Origin of the sequence: Nonomuraea muscovyensis (assembly GCF_014207745.1) — a bacterium.
GTDB classification, from domain to species: Bacteria; Actinomycetota; Actinomycetes; order Streptosporangiales; family Streptosporangiaceae; genus Nonomuraea; species Nonomuraea muscovyensis.
Genome location: NZ_JACHJB010000001.1, coordinates 796,213 through 813,548, shown reverse-complemented (window position 1 = coordinate 813,548; position 17,336 = coordinate 796,213). Strand labels below are relative to the sequence as shown.

Genomic DNA, 17,336 nt, shown 5'->3' with positions numbered 1-17,336 from the left:
CGCGGGCCCCGGCGCGGCGGTCGAGGGGGACGGCCGCCTCAGGGCCGCGCGCTGAACGGCGCCAGCGTGATCTTGTCGATCAGCGGGGCGTACTGCGAGCGGAGGAGCACTCCCGGGAACGTCTCCGAGGCGTAGGTGGTGCCGTCGAAGTTCGGCAGCTCCGCCGAGGAGAACCGCAGCGTGTTCTGGCCCGCCCGCAGTGTCACCGGGGCCGTCAGCTCCCAGAAGTTGTTGTCGTGGAAGCTGTGCGGGAACAGCACGCGCTGCGACTCCCCGCCGTTCACCGAGATGTCGGCGTGCCTGGCCAGCGGGTCCGGGTTGTAGTGCGTCGCGGGCGACTGCTCCGGGTTGGAGTAGCGCACCCGCATCGCGTACGTGCCCGCCTGGCTCGCCTGGACCGTGAACGTGAGCGTGTTGGCGTTCCCCGGCGCGCCGCCGACCCCGCTCACCGCGGCCGATCCGCTGGCCAGGGAGAGCTGGGCCGCCTTCGCCGTCCCGGCGAGCTGCGCTGCCTCGGCCTCGTAGGCCGTGGCCGGCAGCGCGTCCGGGGTCTCCCGCACGGTCAGGCGGTCCACCAGCGCGGTGCCCGACCCGCCGGTGACCGTGACCTTGTTGACGCCGCCGGACAGCGACACCACCGCGGTCGAGGCGCCCCGCCGGGCGTCCATCACCCGCAGGCCGTTGACGGCCAGCGACGCCCGGCCGCCGCCGAGCAGCCCGAGGTCCAGCGTGGCCGCGGTGTCCCGGGCCGAGTAGACCCAGAAGGTGACCGACTGGCCCCGGAGGACCGAGGCGGCGCCGGCGCCGGAGACGCGGTCGCCGCGCACGTCGTAGGCCGGACGGCCGCCGCGCAGGTCGGCCAGCTCCGCCTCGTAGACCGACGCCCGCGCCGCCGGGTTCGGCAGCGCCAGGTGGATCCGGTCGATGATCGCGTCACCCTTGGTGGCTTTGGAGCCGTCGAGGCTGCGCGCCGCGAGCGAGATGACGTGCTTGCCGGCGGTGAGCTCCACGGTGGTGTCCGCGTGGTCCCACACCACCCACTTGTATCCGAGCGGCAGGACCAGCTCCTGCTCGGCGCCTCCGTCGACGCGGACGAAGACGTTCGTCGGCCCCTGCTCGCGCACCCTGTCGAAGGTGTTGAGCGAGTTGGCGAAGACGCCCAGGTCGTAGCGGCCGTCCTTCGGCACCTCGACGGTGAAGTCCAGCACGCCGTCGGAGCCGGTGCGCAGGCCGCCGACGTTGTACTGGCCGGAGGTGTAGAACTTCGACACGTTCGACGGGGAGCCCTCGGGCCCGTTGCGGCTGTAGCCGGAGCCGGTGTACTCGGCGTCCTCCGCCTCGTACGAGCGCTCCCACAGCTCGGGCGCGGCCGCCGTCTCGGTGCCCGTGCCGGCGGGGGTGAGGACGATCTCGTACGCCGACGCCTCCTTCAGCTTGGGCAGGTCGTCGCCGAAGTCGAAGGCCACGGCCCCGTTCTCGACGGCGACGTCGCGCTCGGCGACGATCTCCGGCTGCTTGGAGTCGCCGATCTGCCCGGTCCACGGGATCTCCCGCACCCAGGCGTGCACGGCGCCGCCGAAGACGCCGGTCGGCACGTTCTCGAAGCGGATGTGCCCGGCGCCGTCGGCCCCGCCGAAGATCGCACGGGCCTGCCTCTTGCCGGTGTCGAGCGTCGCGACGCCCTGCAGGGTGTAGTTCTGGCCCGGGAAGGGCGGTGTGACCTGCACAGTGTGGCCGGTCATGCTGCCGTAGGCGTTGTACAGCCACCACTGGCCGTTGCCCCGGTTGGCCTGGACGGCCGAGTCGGACAGGTTGCCGTCGATGTTCCAGTACGCGATGTCGGCGTCGATCTTCGACTCCTCGATGGCCGACATCCACTGGATCATCTGGCCCGGCACCGAGGTGTGGTAGTTGAAGGCGTACTCGTTGACGTTGATCGGCAGCCGCTTGCCCTCGTAGGAGGTGCCGGCGAAGACGGCTGCCTCCCACTCCCGGTAGCGCTTGACGCTGGTGCGGACCTGCTCGGGGTGGCTGAGCTCGTGCCAGGTCATCACCTCGGGCACGGTGCCCGCCTTGACCGTGTGCTCCAGGAAGCCCTTCACCTGGTTGTACAGGACGCTGGTGTTGGGGCCGGCGATGCGCGCCTGCGGCATCTTGCCCTTGATGAGCTTGTGGACGTCGTCCCACGCCCGGAAGTAGTGGCTCGGGTCGTTGAGCCAGCTCACCCGGTTGTAGCTCCACTCGCCGGTGCCGAACATGTTGCCCTCGGGCTCGTTGAACGGCACGAAGACGATGTTGTCCTGATATTTCGAGTCAAGCTGCAGTACCTGGTCGACCTGCTTGGCGATCTTCTCCTTGAACAGGTCGAGCTTCTCATCCGGCGTGCTGCCCGGCCACTCGTACGGGAAGCCGCGGTGGATGTCGGTCATGTAGATGTAGACATCGCCGTCGGTGCTGTCGGCGAGCGGCTTGACCACCTCCAGCGCGTCGGCGCCGGGGTGCTGCGGGCCGTCCTGGGCCTTGGTCGAGACGGTGCGCAGCCGCATGCCCTCGATGAGGTTGTCCGTCGGAACCCCCGGCCCGTACAGGCCGTAGAGGGTGCCGGAGGCGCCGCCGTGGAAGGCGCCGGTGTCCTCGGCCAGGTCGATAATCAGCTCGCCCTCGCGGACCACGGTCACCTCGGCGGTGACGGGCCGGCCGCCCGCCGTCCCGGTCACCGTGAAGGTGCCCCGGGCGTCGTAGTCGCCGGGGTCCACGGCGGACCAGGTGATGGGCAGGTCGCGGTCGTAGCCGTCGGAGAACGTCGCGCGGACCGCGGCCGGCAGGCTCGGCGCGGTGCCGATGGTCGTCCGCACGGTGAAGCCGTCGCGGGTGAGGCCCGTCGGCGTGGGGGTCTGGCCGCCGGCGAGGGCGGCGACCTGCTCGGCCGTCAGCGCGGACCCGTAGACCCGGAAGTCGTCGATCGCGCCGTCGAACAGCGGGTCCGGGTAGAACGAGCGGCCGATGAAGCCGGCGCTGGTGGTGGCGGCGTCGATCAGCTGCGCGGCCGTCACGGAGGTGGCGGCGGAGGCGACGGCGGTCCCGTCGAGGTAGGTGGTGACGCGCTTGGCCTGCGTGTCCAGGGTGACCGTCAGCGTCTTCCAGGCGTTCGCCGGCAGCGCCGCGTAGCCGGAGACCTGCGCCTCGCCTCCCGCCGCGGTGGCGGTGACGGCGGTGCGCAGCCGCCCGTCGTTGTTGTGCGGGGTGGTGAAGAGGTAGCGGCTGGTGTCCTTGCCCAGCGCGTAGATCCACTGCCAGGGGGCGGTGGTGCCGTCCCACTTCACCCGCGCCGACACGGTCAGGTCGGTCTTGCCCTGGAGCACGTCCAGGGGCAGCCGCACGTAGGCGCCGGTCGAGTCGGCGGCTCCGCCGGGCAGGCTCAGGGCGTGGCCGCCGTCCGCGTCGGCCACCAGGGCCGCCGTGGCGCCGTTGACCAGCGTCCCGTGCAGGTTGTGGCCGGAGGAGTCGGTGATGGAGCCGGTGGAGACGTCGTCGGCGTCGAACTCGTAGACGAGGTCGGGCGCCGGCGGGTTGACCGCCGCCCGGCCGTCCGGGACGCCGGTGGTCAGCGCGAGGGCGAGGGCGGCGGGGAGCAGCCCGGCTCTCGCGGCCTTGGTGATGCTCGTCGATGTCATCACGAAATCCCTAGGTGATCGTCCTGCGTGCAAGGGGGGTGCTTCCGGCTGCGGGCACAGCCGCGCGACAGCGCCGCGCGGGCGTGCCGGAGCCCGCGGTCACCTGGTGTGGAGGGAGTGCCGTCCCTGTTCACCGCTGATGTGAGCGTTAACAGATACGTGTCGTGAGTGGATCGGCAACGCAACGAGGGTTTCGCGTAGGTTACGTAGCGGCGACCGGGTCGTCAATGCCCGGCGCGTACGTCGTTGACGACTGTGTTACAAATCGATATCGCCGATAACGGGCTCTTGACGCGGGCGTGGTCCCGGAGTGACAGTCGTGCACATCGTTGAACCGGTTCGCCAATCTACCGGTTCGTGGATGGCCGCCGGCCGGGACGGTGCCGCGCTCCGGCATGGCCGCCCTCTTCTACGAACCCGGAGGAGCGGGCGGTTGCCGCCCAGCGGCCCGGACGGCGCGATGAGAAAACCGGCAGCGCACAATATCGAACCGGTTCGACGAGACACAGGAGGTGAGAGTGGCGACGATCGGAGACGTGGCCCGGGAGGCCGGGGTGAGCCGCAGCACGGCGTCCTACGCGCTGTCGGGCAAGCGGCCCATCTCGGAGGAGGTCCGCCGGCGCGTCCTGCGGGCTGCCGAGGCGCTCGCCTACACGCCCAACGCGGGCGCCCGGGCGCTGGCCACCTCCCAGACCAAGGTCCTCGGTCTGCTCGCCCAGTTCCACAGCGACGAGTTCGCCCCCGCGATGATGCAGTACATCCGGGGCGTCACCGACACCGCCCGCGACCTGGGCTACGACACCCTGCTGGTCACCGAGGCGGACGGCGCGCGGGCGCTGCGCCGCGTCACCGACTCGCGGATGGTCGACGGCGTCATCCTGATGAACATCGCGGAGGACGACCCGAGGCTGCCCATCCTGCGGGCGGCGCCGCAGCCCGGCGCCCTCGTCGGCCTGCCGGGCGACTGCTCGGGGCTCGACGTGTTCGACCTCGACTTCGAGGAGGCCGGGCGGGTCATGGTGGACCACCTCCACCGGCTCGGCCACCGCGAGCTCATCCTCATCTCGCATCCCGAGCATGTGGTCGAGCGGGGCGGCGCCTATGTGTGGCGGCTCCGCGACGCCGCGCTGGAACGAGCCCGCCGCCACGGCATCACCCTGCACAGCGTGTACGGCGAGTCACGGCAGCCTGCCGTCGGCCGCATGCTCCACCACCTGCTGGACACCCACCCCTCGGCGACCGGCCTGCTGATCAACAACGAGGCGGCCGCCGCGGCCCTGCCGTCCGTCACCTACGAACGGGGGCTGCGGGTGCCCGAGGACCTGTCGGTCATCGGCCGGTACTCCGACGAGTTCGCCGCGACCTTCTCCCTGCCCTATTCGTTCATCGAGAGCGCACCCGACCGCCTCGGCTCCATGGCGGTGCGCCAGCTGGTGCGCCGCGTGGAATCCGCCGCGGCCCGCGGCGAGCCGTTCGTCGTGCGCTTCATCTCCCCCGAACTGGTCTCCCGCGGAAGCACCACGCCCCCGCGGGATCCCGCCCCGCACGCCCGCTAGCGGACGCGCAAGAGTCCGCACCCTGTACGACAGCGCCTATGTGAGCGCTAACTTTGGAGGAATCGGGTGAACCGTACGTCGTTCTCCGCCCGAGCGGCCGTCTTCGGAACCGCCATCCTGGGGCTTTCCACCCTCGCCGCCTGCGCGTCCGCGCCCGTCAGCGGCGGCGCAGCGTCCACCGGTGCCACAGCCGGCGCGGGCGCCTACACCTGGTGGGACCCCTACCCGCAGCACGACGCGTCGTCCGCCTGGGCCAAGCGGGTGGAGGCCTGCGGCAAGCAGGCCGGCGTCACCATCAAGCGCACCGCCTACGACACCACCGCGCTGACCAACCAGGCCCTGCTCGCCGGGCAGGAGGGCAACGCGCCCGACGTCATCCTGCTCGACAACCCCGCCGTCTCCACCCTCGCCGACGCCGGGATGCTCGCCACGATGGACGAGTTCGGCCTCGACGCCTCGCGCTTCGACAAGAACCTCATCGCCGCCGGCGAGCTGGACGGCAAGACCTACGGCATCCCCATCGGCGCCAACACCCTCGCCCTGTACTACAACAAGAAGATCCTCGACGACGCCGGCGTCGACCCCGCCTCCATCAAGGACTGGGACTCGCTCAACGCGGCGCTGAAGAAGGTCAAGGCCGCCGGCAAGAAGGCGATCACGTTCGCCGCCATCGGCACCGAGGAGGGCTCCTTCCAGTTCCTGCCCTGGTTCTGGGGCGCCGGCGCGCAGCTCACCCAGCTCGACTCACCCCAGGCCGTCGAGGCGCTGAACCTGTGGAACTCCTGGCTCAAGGACGGCCTCGCCCCCAACTCGGTGATCAGCAACTCCCAGAACACCACCTGGGAGGAGTTCCTCACCGGCGAGTTCGGCTTCGCCGAGAACGGCACCTGGCAGATCAACAGCGCCGCCAAGGCGGACTTCCCCACCGGCGTCGTCCAGATCCCGGCCAAGGCCGGCGGGAACGCTCCAACACCCACCGGCGGCGAGTTCATCACCGTGCCGATGCAGAAGGACACCCAGCGTTACACGGCCACCAAGAAGATCGTCGAGTGCATGACGACCCCCGAGGGCCTGGTGGAGACCGGCACCACGTTCGCCTACTACATCCCCTCCACCGCCGAGGGCCAGCAGGCCATCCTGGCCAAGGAGCCGGGCCTGAAGCCGTGGGTCGAGGCCGTCCGCACCGCCAAGGGCCGCACCAGCGACAACCTCGGCACCACGTACCCGAAGATCTCCGAGGCGATGTGGACCGCGGTGCAGAAGGCGCTGAGCGGCTCCGCCAGTCCCGCCGACGCGCTCAAGGAAGCCCAGGCCCAGGCCAAGCAGGCGACCGGCAGCTGAGCGCCCCCCACCGGCGGACGACGAGGACCAACCGATGACATCCCCACGTACCGAAGCGCTCGCCGCACTCCACGGCGCGGGACGGCCGGCGGGGGGCGGCGAGCCCGCCTCCCGCCGGGGGCACGGGCGCCCGCCCGGCGCGCCGCGTTCCCGGCAGTGGACGGCCTACGCCTTCCTCACGCCGCTGGTCGTCTACCTGATCGTCTTCTACACCTACCCGCTCTACCGCAACATCGAGCTGAGCGTGCACGACTACACGCCGCGCGCGTTCGTGCAGGGCGACCCGGAGTTCACCGGGCTGGACAACTACCTGCGCATCGTCTCCGACGACGCCTTCCTGCGGGCGCTGCGCAACACCGCCGTGTTCACGCTCGGCTCCATCGCCGCCCAGTACGCCATCGGCCTGGCGCTCGCGGTGTTCTTCCACCGCACCTTCCGCCTGTCCGCGGTGCTGCGCGCGATGTTCCTCGTGCCGTGGCTGCTGCCGCTGATCGTCTCCGCCTCCACCTGGTCGTGGATGCTCAACAGCGACAACGGCATCGTCAACTCCGCCCTGGGGGCGTTCGGCGTCGGCCAGATCAACTGGCTCACCTCACCGGACACCGCGCTGCTGTCGGTCACCATCGCCAACATCTGGCTCGGCGTCCCGTTCAACCTGGTGATCCTCTACGCCGGCCTGCAGAACATCCCCGCCAGCCTGTACGAGGCCGCCGGGCTCGACGGGGCGAACGCCTGGCAGCGGTTGCGGCGCATCACGCTGCCGCTGCTGCGGCCGGTCTCGGCGATCACGCTGCTGCTCGGCCTCATCTACACGCTCAAGGTCGTCGACATCATCTGGATCATGACGAAGGGCGGGCCGGCGGACGCGTCGACCACGCTGGCCATCTGGTCGTACCGCGAGGCGTTCGGCACCGGCCAGCCCGACTTCTCCCCGGCGGCGGCCGTCGGCAACCTGCTCATCCTCATCGCGTTCGCCGCCGGACTCGCGCACGTGCGTCTGCAGCGCAGGGAGGAGCACGCATGACCGGGCAGCGCACCTGGTGGAGGACCGTCCTGGGCGTCGTGCTGGTGGCGCTCATGCTCTTCCCCGTCTACTGGATGTTCAACGTCTCGCTCACCCGCACGGGCGACATGCGGGCCGACCCGCCGCACTGGTTCCCCTGGAACCCGACGTTCGAGGGGTACGCCGCCGCGCTCACCCAGCAGCTGCCGGCCCTGGCCACCAGCGTGTTCATCGGCCTGGGCACCGTCGCGATCACCCTGGTGGTGGCGCTGCCCGCCGGGTACTCGCTGGCCAGGCTGCGGCCGCGCGGCGCGCGCACGATCGACTTCACGCTCCTGGTGGCGCAGATGATCCCCGGCGTCGTCATGGCCATGGGCTTCTACGCCATCTACATCAGGCTCGGCATGCTCAACAGCATCGGCGGCCTCATCGTCGCCGACTCGACGCTGGCCGTGCCGTTCGCGGTGCTGCTCTTCCGGTCGTTCATGGCGACCATCCCCGGCGAGCTCATGGCCGCCGCCCAGATCGACGGCGCGGGCACCTGGCGCACGTTCCGGTCCGTCATCCTGCCGCTGAGCCGGAACTCGGTGATCACCGTCTCGCTCTTCGCGTTCCTGTGGTCGTGGTCGGACTTCATCTTCGCCTCCACGCTCAACCGCAGCAGCGACGTGATCCCGATCACCCTCGGCATCTACCGCTACATCGGCAACAACACCACGGAATGGAACTCGATCATGGCGACGGCGGTGATCGCGTCCCTGCCCGCCGCATTCCTCCTCGTCATCGCGCAGCGCTACATCGCGGCCGGCGTCACCGCCGGCGCCGTGAAGGACTGAACACCTCCGTGACGACCTCTCTGCGAAAGGCCCACGACATGACCACAGGCACGACGGACCCCGTGCCGGACGGCTCGCCGGCCGAGGCCCGCACGGCCCCGGTCCCCGATCCGGCGGGCGGCCGCCCCGTGCTGCCGCCGCACGGCCGGGTGCGTCCCCTCGGCCTGGCCCAGGTGTCCCTCTCCGGCGGATTCTGGGGCGGCCGCCAGCACGCGAACGCCGCGGCCACGCCGGCCCACTGCGAGGCGTGGATGGAGCGCCTCGGCTGGCTGGCCAACTTCGACCGCGTCGCCGACGGGACCACCTCGCCCGACCGGCCCGGCTGGTCGTTCTCCGACTCGGAGGTCTACAAGCTGCTGGAGGCCCTGGCCTGGGAGACCGGCCGCACCGGCGACCCGGGCGCGCAGGCCGCGATCAAGCGGCTCACCGCGCGCATCGCCCGCGCGCAGGACCCCGACGGCTACCTCAACACCTGCTACGGGCACGGGGACCAGCCGCCCCGCTACAGCGACCTGGAGATGGGCCACGAGCTGTACAACACCGGCCACCTCCTGCAGGCGGCGGTGGCGCGCCTGCGCACGGCGGGCGAGGACGACCTGGTGCGCGTCGCGCGCCGGGCGGCCGACCACGTGTGCCGCACCTTCGGCGAGGACGGGCTGCGCGGGATCTGCGGCCATCCGGAGATCGAGGTCGGCCTGGCCGAGTTCGGCCGGGCCCTGGGGGAGGAGCGCTACGTCGAACAGGCCCGCCTGTTCCTCGACCGGCGCGGCCACGGCACGCTCCGCGACATCCCGCTGGGCCGCGCCTACTTCCAGGACGACATCCCGATCCGGCAGGCCGACGCTTGGCGGGGCCACGCCGTGCGCGCCCTCTACCTGGCCGCCGCGGCCGTGGACGTCGCCGTCGACCTGGGCGACGCCGAGCTGCTGCGCGCCGTGGAACGCCAGTGGGAGCGCTCGGTGGCCCGCCGCACCTACATCACCGGCGGCATGGGCTCGCGCCACCAGGACGAGGGTTTCGGCGAGGACTGGGAGCTGCCGCCGGACCGGGCCTACTGCGAGACGTGCGCCGGGGTCGCCTCGATCATGGTCTCCTGGCGGCTGCACCTCGCCACCGGCGACGTCCGCTACACCGACCTGATCGAGCGGACGCTCTACAACGTCATCGCGGCCTCCCCGAGCACGGACGGCACGGCGTTCTTCTACGCCAACCCCCTCCACCAGCGCACGCCCGGCAAGCCGGCCGGCCCCGGCGAGGTGAGCCCGCGCGCCGAGGGGGGCACCCGCGCCGCCTGGTTCGAGGTGTCGTGCTGCCCCACGAACGTCGCCCGCACCCTGGCCAGCCTGGGCGGCTACCTCGCCACCACCGACGACGACGGCCTGCAGATCCACCAGTACGCCCCGTGCGCCGTCCGCGCCGAGCTGCCGGACGGGCGGCGGGTGGCCGTGGACGTCGAGACCGGTTACCCCGAGACCGGCACGATCCGGGTCCGGGTGGCGGCCGGCACGAGGTCGCCGTGGACCCTGTCGCTGCGGGTGCCCGCCTGGGCGGACGGGGCCACGGTGACCGAGGACGGCGGGACCCGGCCGGTCTCGCCGGGCATGCTCGCGATCCGGCGGTCCTTCCGCGCCGGCGAGGTGATCACCCTGGAGCTGCCGATGCGGCCCCGCTTCACCTGGCCCGACCCGCGCATCGACGCCGTGCGCGGCTGCGTCGCCGTCGAGCGCGGCCCGGAGGTGCTGTGCGTGGAGGGCCTCGACCTGCCCGCTCCCGGCGACCTGGACGCCCTGGTCGTCGACCCCCTGTCCGAGCCGCTGCCCGACGCGGCCGGCGCGCGGGTGCGCGGCCGGCTGCCCGCCCGCCCCGACCGGCCCTGGGCATACGCCGCCGCCCACCCGGCCGACGCCGAGGGGGAGTGGTTCGACGTGCCGCTGCGGCCCTACCACGAGTGGGCCCGGCGCGGGCCGACGAGCATGCGCGTGTGGCTGCCGGCGTCCGCATCCGGGACGTCCTCGTGACCGGGCCGGCGTTCTCCCTGCGGGAGATCCCGTTCAGCCACCACGGGTCATGGTTCTGCTTCTCGCCGGTGGTGGCGCTGCACACCTACGCCGACGACATCCACCTCGTGTCGCACCAGACCGGCATGCACCCGGTGCTGCGGTTCGTCCCCACCAGGGGCGGCGCGCCCGCCGGGGCCGCGCTCACCGCGGTGCCGCACCGGCTCACCTGGACCTGCGACGGCGGCCGGATCGACCTGGCGTACGAGACGCCCGACACGGTGCGGCTGCGCGGCCACGGCCTCGGGCTGCGACTGCTGGCCGCCGACCCCGTGCTGACCCCGTTCAGCGGCCCGTACTTCTACCTCGACCCCGTCGACGGCTCGTCGGTGCTGACCGTCTACCAGACCGGGCGCCGCTACCGGATCACGCTGCTGAGCGGACACGCCGACCGGCTCGGCGGGGAGCTGCTCGGCGCCGCCGAGCGTGGTGTGGTGCTGCCGGACGAGGGCGAGCCGTGGGAGATCGCGATCGAGGAGTACGAGACCGCCCGCGCCCCGTACCGGGCCGAGACCTCCTTCGAGCAGGTGGTCAAGGCGGCCCGGGCCGAGTTCGACGCGTTCGCCGAGGCCGTGGCGCCCTGGCGCGGCCCGCGCACGCCCGCCGCCGAGCTGGCCGCCTACGTGCTGTGGTCGGCCACGGTCCGCCCGGCGGGGTTCGTCACCCGGCCCGCCGTGCTCATGTCCAAGCACTGGATGGACAAGGTGTGGAGCTGGGACCACTGCTTCAACGCCCTCGCGCTGGCCCCGGGGCTGCCCGGCCTGGCCTGGGACCAGATCCGGCTGGTCTTCGACCACCAGGACGCCGCGGGGGCGCTGCCCGACTCCGTCACCCATTCCGAGGTGCTGCACAACTTCGTCAAACCGCCCGTGCACGGCTGGGCGCTGCGGCGGCTGGGCCCGGCGCCCGGCGGCGAGCAGGCCCGGACGTACCGGGCGCTGGAGCGCTGGACCGAGTTCTGGCTGACCCACCGGCGGGCGCCCGGCCGGGAGCTGCCGCACTACCAGCACGGCAACGACAGCGGCTGGGACAACGCCACCACCTTCGACCCCGAACGGGTCGTCGAGACCGCGGACCTGGCCGCCCTGCTCGTCCTGCAGATGCGCCAGCTCGCCCGGATGGCCGGCGGCCTCGCCGACCCGGACGCGGCGGCCCGCTGGACGGCGGCGGCCGACCGGATGCGCGACGCGCTGCTGTCGGAGCTGTGGACGGGTGACCGGTTCGTCGCCCGCGGCGTGCACTCGGGGAAGACCTGGTCCAGCTCCAGCCTGCTCGACCTGATGCCGATCGTGCTGGGGGCGGAACTGCCCGGGCAGGTGCGGGAGCGGCTCGCGGCGGGGATCGAGCGGCACCTGACCGCGTACGGGCCCGCCACCGAGCTGCCCACGTCGGAGCACTACCGGGACGACGGCTACTGGCGCGGCCCCATCTGGGCGCCCTCGACCGTGCTCATCGAGGACGGGTTGCGCCGCGCCGGGCACACCCGGCTCGCCGACGAGGTCAGCGCCCGCTTCCGCCGCCTGTGCGAGACGTCGGGGTTCGCCGAGAACTTCGACGCCCGCACCGGCGCCGGCCTGCGCGACCGCGCCTACACCTGGACGGCCGCGGCCTATCTCGTCCTGGCCGCCGCCCACGAGAACCGGCAGGCCGGGGAGCACGAGAGCCGGCGGGCCGGGGAAGGAGCCTAGGCGCGGGAGCGGCGGTGCTCCAGGGCGAGGCGGGCGGCCTGCCAGCCGCCCATGCCGTGCGCGCCCGCCCCCGGCGGGGTCGACGCCGAGCACAGGAAGACTCCCGGCAGCGGCGTACGCCACGGGGCGGGCGACCACACCGGCCGCCGGACGAACTGCGACAGCGCGGCCAGCCCGCCCCCGATGTCGCCGCCGACCAGGTTGGGGTTGTCCGCCTCCAGCGCGGCCGGCCCCATCGCGTGCCGGGCCAGCACCCGGTCGCGGAACCCCGGCGCGTACCGTTCGATCTGGTCCTCGATCGCGCCCGTCATGTCCACCGGGGAGCCGTTCGGGACGTGGCAGTAGGCCCACAGCGTGTGGCCGCCGCGCGTCGGGTCGGCCGCGTACGGCTGCACGAGCAGCACGTACGGGCGGGGCGAGTGCCGCCCCCGCGCCGTCTCCGCCTCGCTGAGCGCGATCTCCTCCAGCGTGCCCCCGAGGTGCACGGTCCCGGCGCCGGCCACGGCGGGATCGCGCCACGGCACCGGCCCGTCGAGCGCCCAGTCCATCTTGAACACCCCGGGCCCGTAGCGGAAGCGCCGCAGCCGGTCGCGGTAGCCGGCCGGCAGCTCCGCCAGCTCCAGGAACTGCCGCGGCGTCACGTCCAGGACCACGGTCGGCGCGTCGAGCTCCTTCAGCTCGCGCACCCGGTGACCGCTCACCGCCTCGCCGCCCAGCACGCGCAGCCTGGCCACCAGGGCGTCGGCCAGCACCTGCGAGCCGCCCCTGACCAGCGGCCAGCCCACCAGGTGCGCCAGCGCCGACAGCAGCAGGCCGTACCCGGCGGTGATGGGGGAGCGCAGGTCGAGCAGCGAGTGCGCGGCCATGCCCGCGAACACCGCGCGGCCCTCCACCGTGCGGAACGCCCGCCTGGCGTAGGTGGTGGCGGGCAGCGCCCCGCCCAGACCGAACCTGGCGGCCGCGGCGAACGCGCGGGGGTCCGCCTCCCACGGGCCGAGCGGCTTCAGCAGCAGATCCACCAGCGGCGATCCGGCCCGTGCCGTGGCGCCGGGCCCGCGCAGCCACGCCGCGCCGTCGGCGCCCAGCCCCGCGGCGGTGCGGGCCGGGTCGCGGTGCACGAGCACGGCGGGCCGGTCGTCGAGCGGATGGGCGGCGGCCACGGCGGGATGCGCGAACTCCACCAGCCGTTCGACGCCCAGCTCCCGGAACGCCGGCGAGGCCAGGGCGAGCGCCATCACGGTCGCGCCCATGTCGTGCACCCGGCCCGGCAGCGTCAGCTCCGCCGAGCGCAGGCCGCCGCCGAACCGCTCGCCCGCCTCCAGCAGGGTCACCCGCAGGCCGGCCTCGGCCAGCAGGACCGCCGCGACGAGCCCGTTCGGGCCCGACCCGACGACCACCGCGTCGGCGCTCACCTCACTTGAGCAGGGACGGCAACGGCTGCGCGGCGCGGTGCCGAAGCATGTCCGTCATCAGCTTGATCTCTCCCGCCTGGCCGGTGACGATCTTGCGGGCCATGCCGGCCACCTCCTCGCGGTCGGACAGCTTCAGCAGCCCCTCGGCCATCTGCACGCCGCCCTCGTGGTGGCGGATCATCAGTTGCAGGAACAGCACCTCGGCCTCGGTGCCCCGCAGCTCCTTGAGCCTGGTCAGCTCGGCGGGCGTCGCCATGCCCGGCATCACGCCGGGCTGGACGGGGGCGCCGCCGTGGCCGTGGCCGGCCATCCAGGCCATCGGCCGCTGCTCGCCCACCGGGGAGAGCCCCCACTGCTGCAGCCAGCCGAGGAACATGCCCCGCTGGTTGGCCTGCGTGTTGATGATGTCGAACGCCAGGCTGCGGATCTCCCGCGTCTCGCTCTTGTCCCTGATGACGAACGACATCTCGACGGCCTGCGCGTGGTGCGTGGCCATGTCACGGGCGAATCCCGCCTCCGGCGAGGCGTCACCCGGCGCGCCGCCGCGGCCGAACACGAGGAAGAGCGCCGCGGCGACGACGACCACGACGGCCGCCGCGGCGAACGGCTTGGCGAGGTTCCGGGGCTTTTCCATGGCAAGTCCAGGGTACCCACCCCGGGTGCCCATCCCATGCAAAGCCGTGATCTTTCCTGTTTGACGTCTTATTCTCCGCATACGCCCGGAAGGCATAGGGTGACCGGAGTTATACCGCCGATGGAGGAACGATGAAGGAGAAGGCGCAGGCGCGGCGCGAGCACCTGCAGAAGATGCGCGCCGAGCAGAAGCGCAAGGAGCGTCGCCTGGCATTCCTCATGTGGGGAGCCGGCGGTCTCGTCATCGTCCTGCTCGTCGGCCTGGTCGGCTTCTACCTGGTCAAGCAGTCCCGTGAGACCTCTCTGGACGCCGTGTCCAACTACTCCTACGAGGCCGGCCAGCACGTCTGGAAGCAGGTGTCGTACAAGGAGGCCCCGCCCGTGGGCGGCGAGCACAACAACTACTGGCAGCAGTGCTCCGTCTACGACAAGCCCATCCACAGCGAGCACGCGGTGCACTCGCTGGAGCACGGCGCCATCTGGATCACCTACCGGCCCGACCTGCCCAAGCCGCAGATCGACGCGCTGAAGAAGGTGGCCACCTCCACCGGCCAGCAGGACTACATGCTGGTGAGCCCGTTCCCGGGCCTGACCTCGCCCATCGTGGTCTCCTCGTGGGGGCACCAGCTCAAGCTCGACAACCCCGAGGACCCCAAGCTGGGCGCCTTCATCAAGAAGTACCAGAACGGCAAGGACACCCCCGAGCTCGGCGCCACCTGCGGCGGTCAGGACGCCATCGTCACCACGGCCGACCAGGCGCCGCTGCCGCCCGAGCCGACCAACCAGCCGATGGAGAGCGCCACCCCGGCTCCCAGCCAGTCCCAGCAGTAGGCCGGTCCCGCGGCGGGTCCGTCAGGCGGCGCGGGCGAGCACCTCCTCGATCGGCACCCACTCCAGCAGGTGCGCCTCGGCGACCGGCCGGCTGGTGAGGTGGCCCTCGTGGGTGTTCAGCCCGCGCGCCAGCGCCGTGTCCGCAACCAGCGCCCGCCGCCACCCGAGGTCGGCGATGGCCAGCGCGTACGGCAGCGTGACGTTGGTCAGCGCGTACGTCGAGGTGTGCGGCACGGCGCCCGGCATGTTGGCCACGCAGTAGAACACCGACTCGTGCACCTGGTAGGTCGGATCGGCGTGCGTGGTGGGACGGGAGTCCTCGAAGCAGCCACCCTGGTCGATGGAGACGTCCACCAGCACCGAGCCCGGCTTCATCCGGCTCACCAGGTCGTTGGTGACCAGCTTGGGCGCCCGCGCGCCCGGCACCAGCACCGCGCCGATGACCAGGTCGGCCTCCAGCACCGCGCGCTCGATCTCCAGCGTGTTGGAGGCGAGCGTCTGGCAGTGGCCCTGGTAGACGAGGTCCGCCTGGCGCAGCTTGTCGATGTTGCGGTCGAGCAGCAGCACCTCGGCCTGCATGCCGAGGGCGATGGCCGCCGCGTTCATCCCGGACACGCCCGCGCCGATCACCACCACGTTCGCGGCCCGCACGCCGGACACGCCGCCCATCAGCACGCCCCGGCCCCCGCCGGAGCGCATCAGATGGTACGCGCCCACCTGCGGCGCCAGCCGGCCCGCCACCTCCGACATGGGCGCCAGCAGCGGCAGCGCGCCGCTCCCGGTCTGGACGGTCTCGTAGGCGATCCCGGTGACCCCCGCGTCGAGCATGGCCGCCGTGCACGGCTGGGAGGCGGCCAGGTGCAGGTAGGTGAACAGCACCTGGCCCTTGCGCATCCGGTGGTACTCCTCCGCCACCGGCTCCTTCACCTTCAGGACCAGGTCGCCCACGCCCCAGACCTCGTCGGCCTCGTCGACGATGACGGCGCCGGCCGCCTCGAAGTCGTGGTCGGGGATGGACGAGCCGGTGCCCGCGTCCCGTTCGACGAAGACCTGGTGGCCGTGGCGCACCAGTTCGAGGACGCCCGCCGGGGTGAGCGCGACCCGATATTCGTTGTCCTTGACCTCTCGCGGAACGCCGACCTTCATGATTTACTCCCCGTTCGACGGGCGGACGGAACTGTCGTCATGCCGTCCTTCTTCCTCCAATCCTGCTCCTGTATCGCGGGAAGGTGAGGATTGTTCGGCTGATTACCTCGCCAAGCCCCGTCCTCGATAAGCTCACCGGCAGCCCGAACGTCAGGATGGGGTCGTCAAGGATGGACAAGCCGGAGGAGCAGCCCCCTGCCGCACCGGGAAAGCCTCGGGCCAGCAGGCTCACCACCATCGTGCTGATCGTCTCGCTCGTCACGGTGGTCGTCGTGGCCGGTGTCCTCGGCACCATCGCCGTTCTGATGACACGCAGCCCCGACACCCCGCTGTTAGGCGGCGTCCCGCCGCAGCGGCTGCCCACGGCCATCCACTTCGCGCCGATCAGGGAGAGCAGGCCCGCGCCCTGCCCCGGCGCCGAGGCCGTGCTGGACGAGCAGCAGACCACCTGCTACCTGCTGGAGGACGGGGCCACGGTCGGCGCCGTGCAACGGATCGAGCCCGTACGCGAGCACGACGGCACCTACTCCGTGCGCATCGCCATCGCGCCGGCGTTCAAGGAGAAGGTCGTGCAGCTCATCGACGAGATGGTGCAGGACCAGCGGCAGCTCGCGGTCGTCCTGGTGCCCAAGACCGTGGTCGCGACTCCGGTCGTCACGCAGGGCATGGACGGCGACAGCCTCAGCATCGCGGGCTTCACCCGCCAGGAGGCCGAGGTGCTCGTCAGCCGCCTGCTGGGCTCCGCCGCGGGCACCGGCCAGCCGACCGGCGACCCGGCTCCGACGGGCCCCGCCACCGGCGACCCGGCTCCGACCGGCCCCGCCACCGGCGCCCCCGACCCGCTGAATCCGACGGGCGCGCCCAACCCGCTGGATCCCACGAGCGGGCCCGGCACGGGCCAGCCGGCCACGGGTGTGCCGACCACGGGCCAGCCGGCCACGGGTGTGCCGGGCACGTCCCCCGCGACGGGCGGACCGGGATCCGCGGTGGGCGGCGACCGGAGGTTCTCCTCGTGCAAGGAGGCCGTGGCCGCCGGCTACGGTCCGTACACCAGAGGACGCCACCCGGAGTACGCCTGGTACGTCGACGTCGACGGCAACGGCGTCGCCTGCAACACCGCCGACGTCCGCTGACGCGCCGCGCCCGGCCGGCGCGGGAC

General features: G+C 72.3%; 12 protein-coding genes. 8 read left to right on the top strand and 4 right to left on the bottom strand.

All coding sequences use genetic code 11. The features are described from left to right. Positions 1-38 precede the first annotated feature (38 nt). Entirely contained in the window at positions 39-3,674 is a 3,636-nt protein-coding gene (locus FHU36_RS03865; RefSeq protein ID WP_185082421.1) for a LamG-like jellyroll fold domain-containing protein, read from the bottom strand. A gap of 518 nt (positions 3,675-4,192) precedes the next feature. Here FHU36_RS03865 and FHU36_RS46190 point away from each other — a divergent pair. The 6 genes from FHU36_RS46190 to FHU36_RS46185 all read left to right on the top strand — a co-directional run bounded on the left by FHU36_RS46190 (position 4,193) and on the right by FHU36_RS46185 (position 12,155). Further along, positions 4,193-5,230: a LacI family DNA-binding transcriptional regulator gene (locus FHU36_RS46190; protein WP_185082420.1), complete on the top strand. Its 1,038-nt coding sequence runs from the start codon at positions 4,193-4,195 to the stop codon at positions 5,228-5,230. A gap of 66 nt (positions 5,231-5,296) precedes the next feature. Beyond that, positions 5,297-6,571: a sugar ABC transporter substrate-binding protein gene (locus FHU36_RS03855; protein WP_185082419.1), complete on the top strand. Its 1,275-nt coding sequence runs from the start codon at positions 5,297-5,299 to the stop codon at positions 6,569-6,571. Positions 6,572-6,605: 34 nt separating this feature from the next. Continuing rightward, a complete protein-coding gene (locus tag FHU36_RS03850; RefSeq protein WP_185082418.1) occupies positions 6,606-7,595 on the top strand; it encodes a carbohydrate ABC transporter permease in 990 nt (329 codons plus the stop codon). Then, a complete protein-coding gene (locus tag FHU36_RS03845; protein WP_185082417.1) occupies positions 7,592-8,410 on the top strand; it encodes a carbohydrate ABC transporter permease in 819 nt (272 codons plus the stop codon). The genes FHU36_RS03850 and FHU36_RS03845 overlap by 4 nt, the downstream gene beginning before the upstream one ends. A 38-nt stretch (positions 8,411-8,448) precedes the next feature. Next, on the top strand, positions 8,449-10,428 hold the full coding sequence (locus tag FHU36_RS03840) for a glycoside hydrolase family 127 protein (RefSeq protein WP_185082416.1): 1,980 nt from the start codon (positions 8,449-8,451) through the stop codon (positions 10,426-10,428). After that, the gene (locus FHU36_RS46185; protein WP_221495750.1) at positions 10,392-12,155 is read left to right on the top strand and encodes an amylo-alpha-1,6-glucosidase; all 1,764 of its coding nucleotides are present in this window, start codon (positions 10,392-10,394) and stop codon (positions 12,153-12,155) included. The genes FHU36_RS03840 and FHU36_RS46185 overlap by 37 nt, the downstream gene beginning before the upstream one ends. Here FHU36_RS46185 and FHU36_RS03830 read toward each other — a convergent pair. Continuing rightward, on the bottom strand, positions 12,152-13,567 hold the full coding sequence (locus FHU36_RS03830; RefSeq protein WP_185082415.1) for a phytoene desaturase family protein: 1,416 nt from the start codon (positions 13,565-13,567) through the stop codon (positions 12,152-12,154). The two genes, FHU36_RS46185 and FHU36_RS03830, sit on opposite strands and share 4 nt — an antisense overlap. A 1-nt stretch (position 13,568) precedes the next feature. Beyond that, entirely contained in the window at positions 13,569-14,201 is a 633-nt protein-coding gene (locus FHU36_RS03825; RefSeq protein WP_185082414.1) for a DUF305 domain-containing protein, read from the bottom strand. Between the two features lie 131 nt (positions 14,202-14,332). On the opposite strand from FHU36_RS03825, the gene FHU36_RS03820 reads away from it, so the two are divergent. After that, positions 14,333-15,031 carry a thioredoxin-like domain-containing protein gene (locus FHU36_RS03820; RefSeq protein ID WP_185082413.1) on the top strand — a complete coding sequence of 233 codons (699 nt, stop codon included), beginning with the start codon at positions 14,333-14,335 and terminating at the stop codon, positions 15,029-15,031. A gap of 21 nt (positions 15,032-15,052) precedes the next feature. Here the strand turns inward: FHU36_RS03820 and ald are convergent, their stop codons facing one another. Further along, on the bottom strand, positions 15,053-16,177 hold the full coding sequence (gene ald, locus FHU36_RS03815) for an alanine dehydrogenase (RefSeq protein WP_185082412.1): 1,125 nt from the start codon (positions 16,175-16,177) through the stop codon (positions 15,053-15,055). Between the two features lie 170 nt (positions 16,178-16,347). On the opposite strand from ald, the gene FHU36_RS43355 reads away from it, so the two are divergent. Then, on the top strand, positions 16,348-17,310 hold the full coding sequence (locus FHU36_RS43355) for an excalibur calcium-binding domain-containing protein (RefSeq protein WP_221495749.1): 963 nt from the start codon (positions 16,348-16,350) through the stop codon (positions 17,308-17,310). Positions 17,311-17,336 lie beyond the last annotated feature (26 nt).

What these genes read in the sequence shown, in the direction of transcription:
- FHU36_RS03825 (WP_185082414.1), bottom strand. Translation starts at nt 14,201, where the DNA reads ATGGAAAAGCCCCGGAACCTCGCCAAGCCGTTCGCCGCGGCGGCCGTC.
- FHU36_RS03865 (WP_185082421.1), bottom strand. Translation starts at nt 3,674, where the DNA reads ATGACATCGACGAGCATCACCAAGGCCGCGAGAGCCGGGCTGCTCCCC.
- FHU36_RS03820 (WP_185082413.1), top strand. Translation starts at nt 14,333, where the DNA reads ATGAAGGAGAAGGCGCAGGCGCGGCGCGAGCACCTGCAGAAGATGCGC.
- FHU36_RS03850 (WP_185082418.1), top strand. Translation starts at nt 6,606, where the DNA reads ATGACATCCCCACGTACCGAAGCGCTCGCCGCACTCCACGGCGCGGGA.
- ald (WP_185082412.1), bottom strand. Translation starts at nt 16,177, where the DNA reads ATGAAGGTCGGCGTTCCGCGAGAGGTCAAGGACAACGAATATCGGGTC.
- FHU36_RS03845 (WP_185082417.1), top strand. Translation starts at nt 7,592, where the DNA reads ATGACCGGGCAGCGCACCTGGTGGAGGACCGTCCTGGGCGTCGTGCTG.
- FHU36_RS43355 (WP_221495749.1), top strand. Translation starts at nt 16,348, where the DNA reads ATGGACAAGCCGGAGGAGCAGCCCCCTGCCGCACCGGGAAAGCCTCGG.
- FHU36_RS03840 (WP_185082416.1), top strand. Translation starts at nt 8,449, where the DNA reads ATGACCACAGGCACGACGGACCCCGTGCCGGACGGCTCGCCGGCCGAG.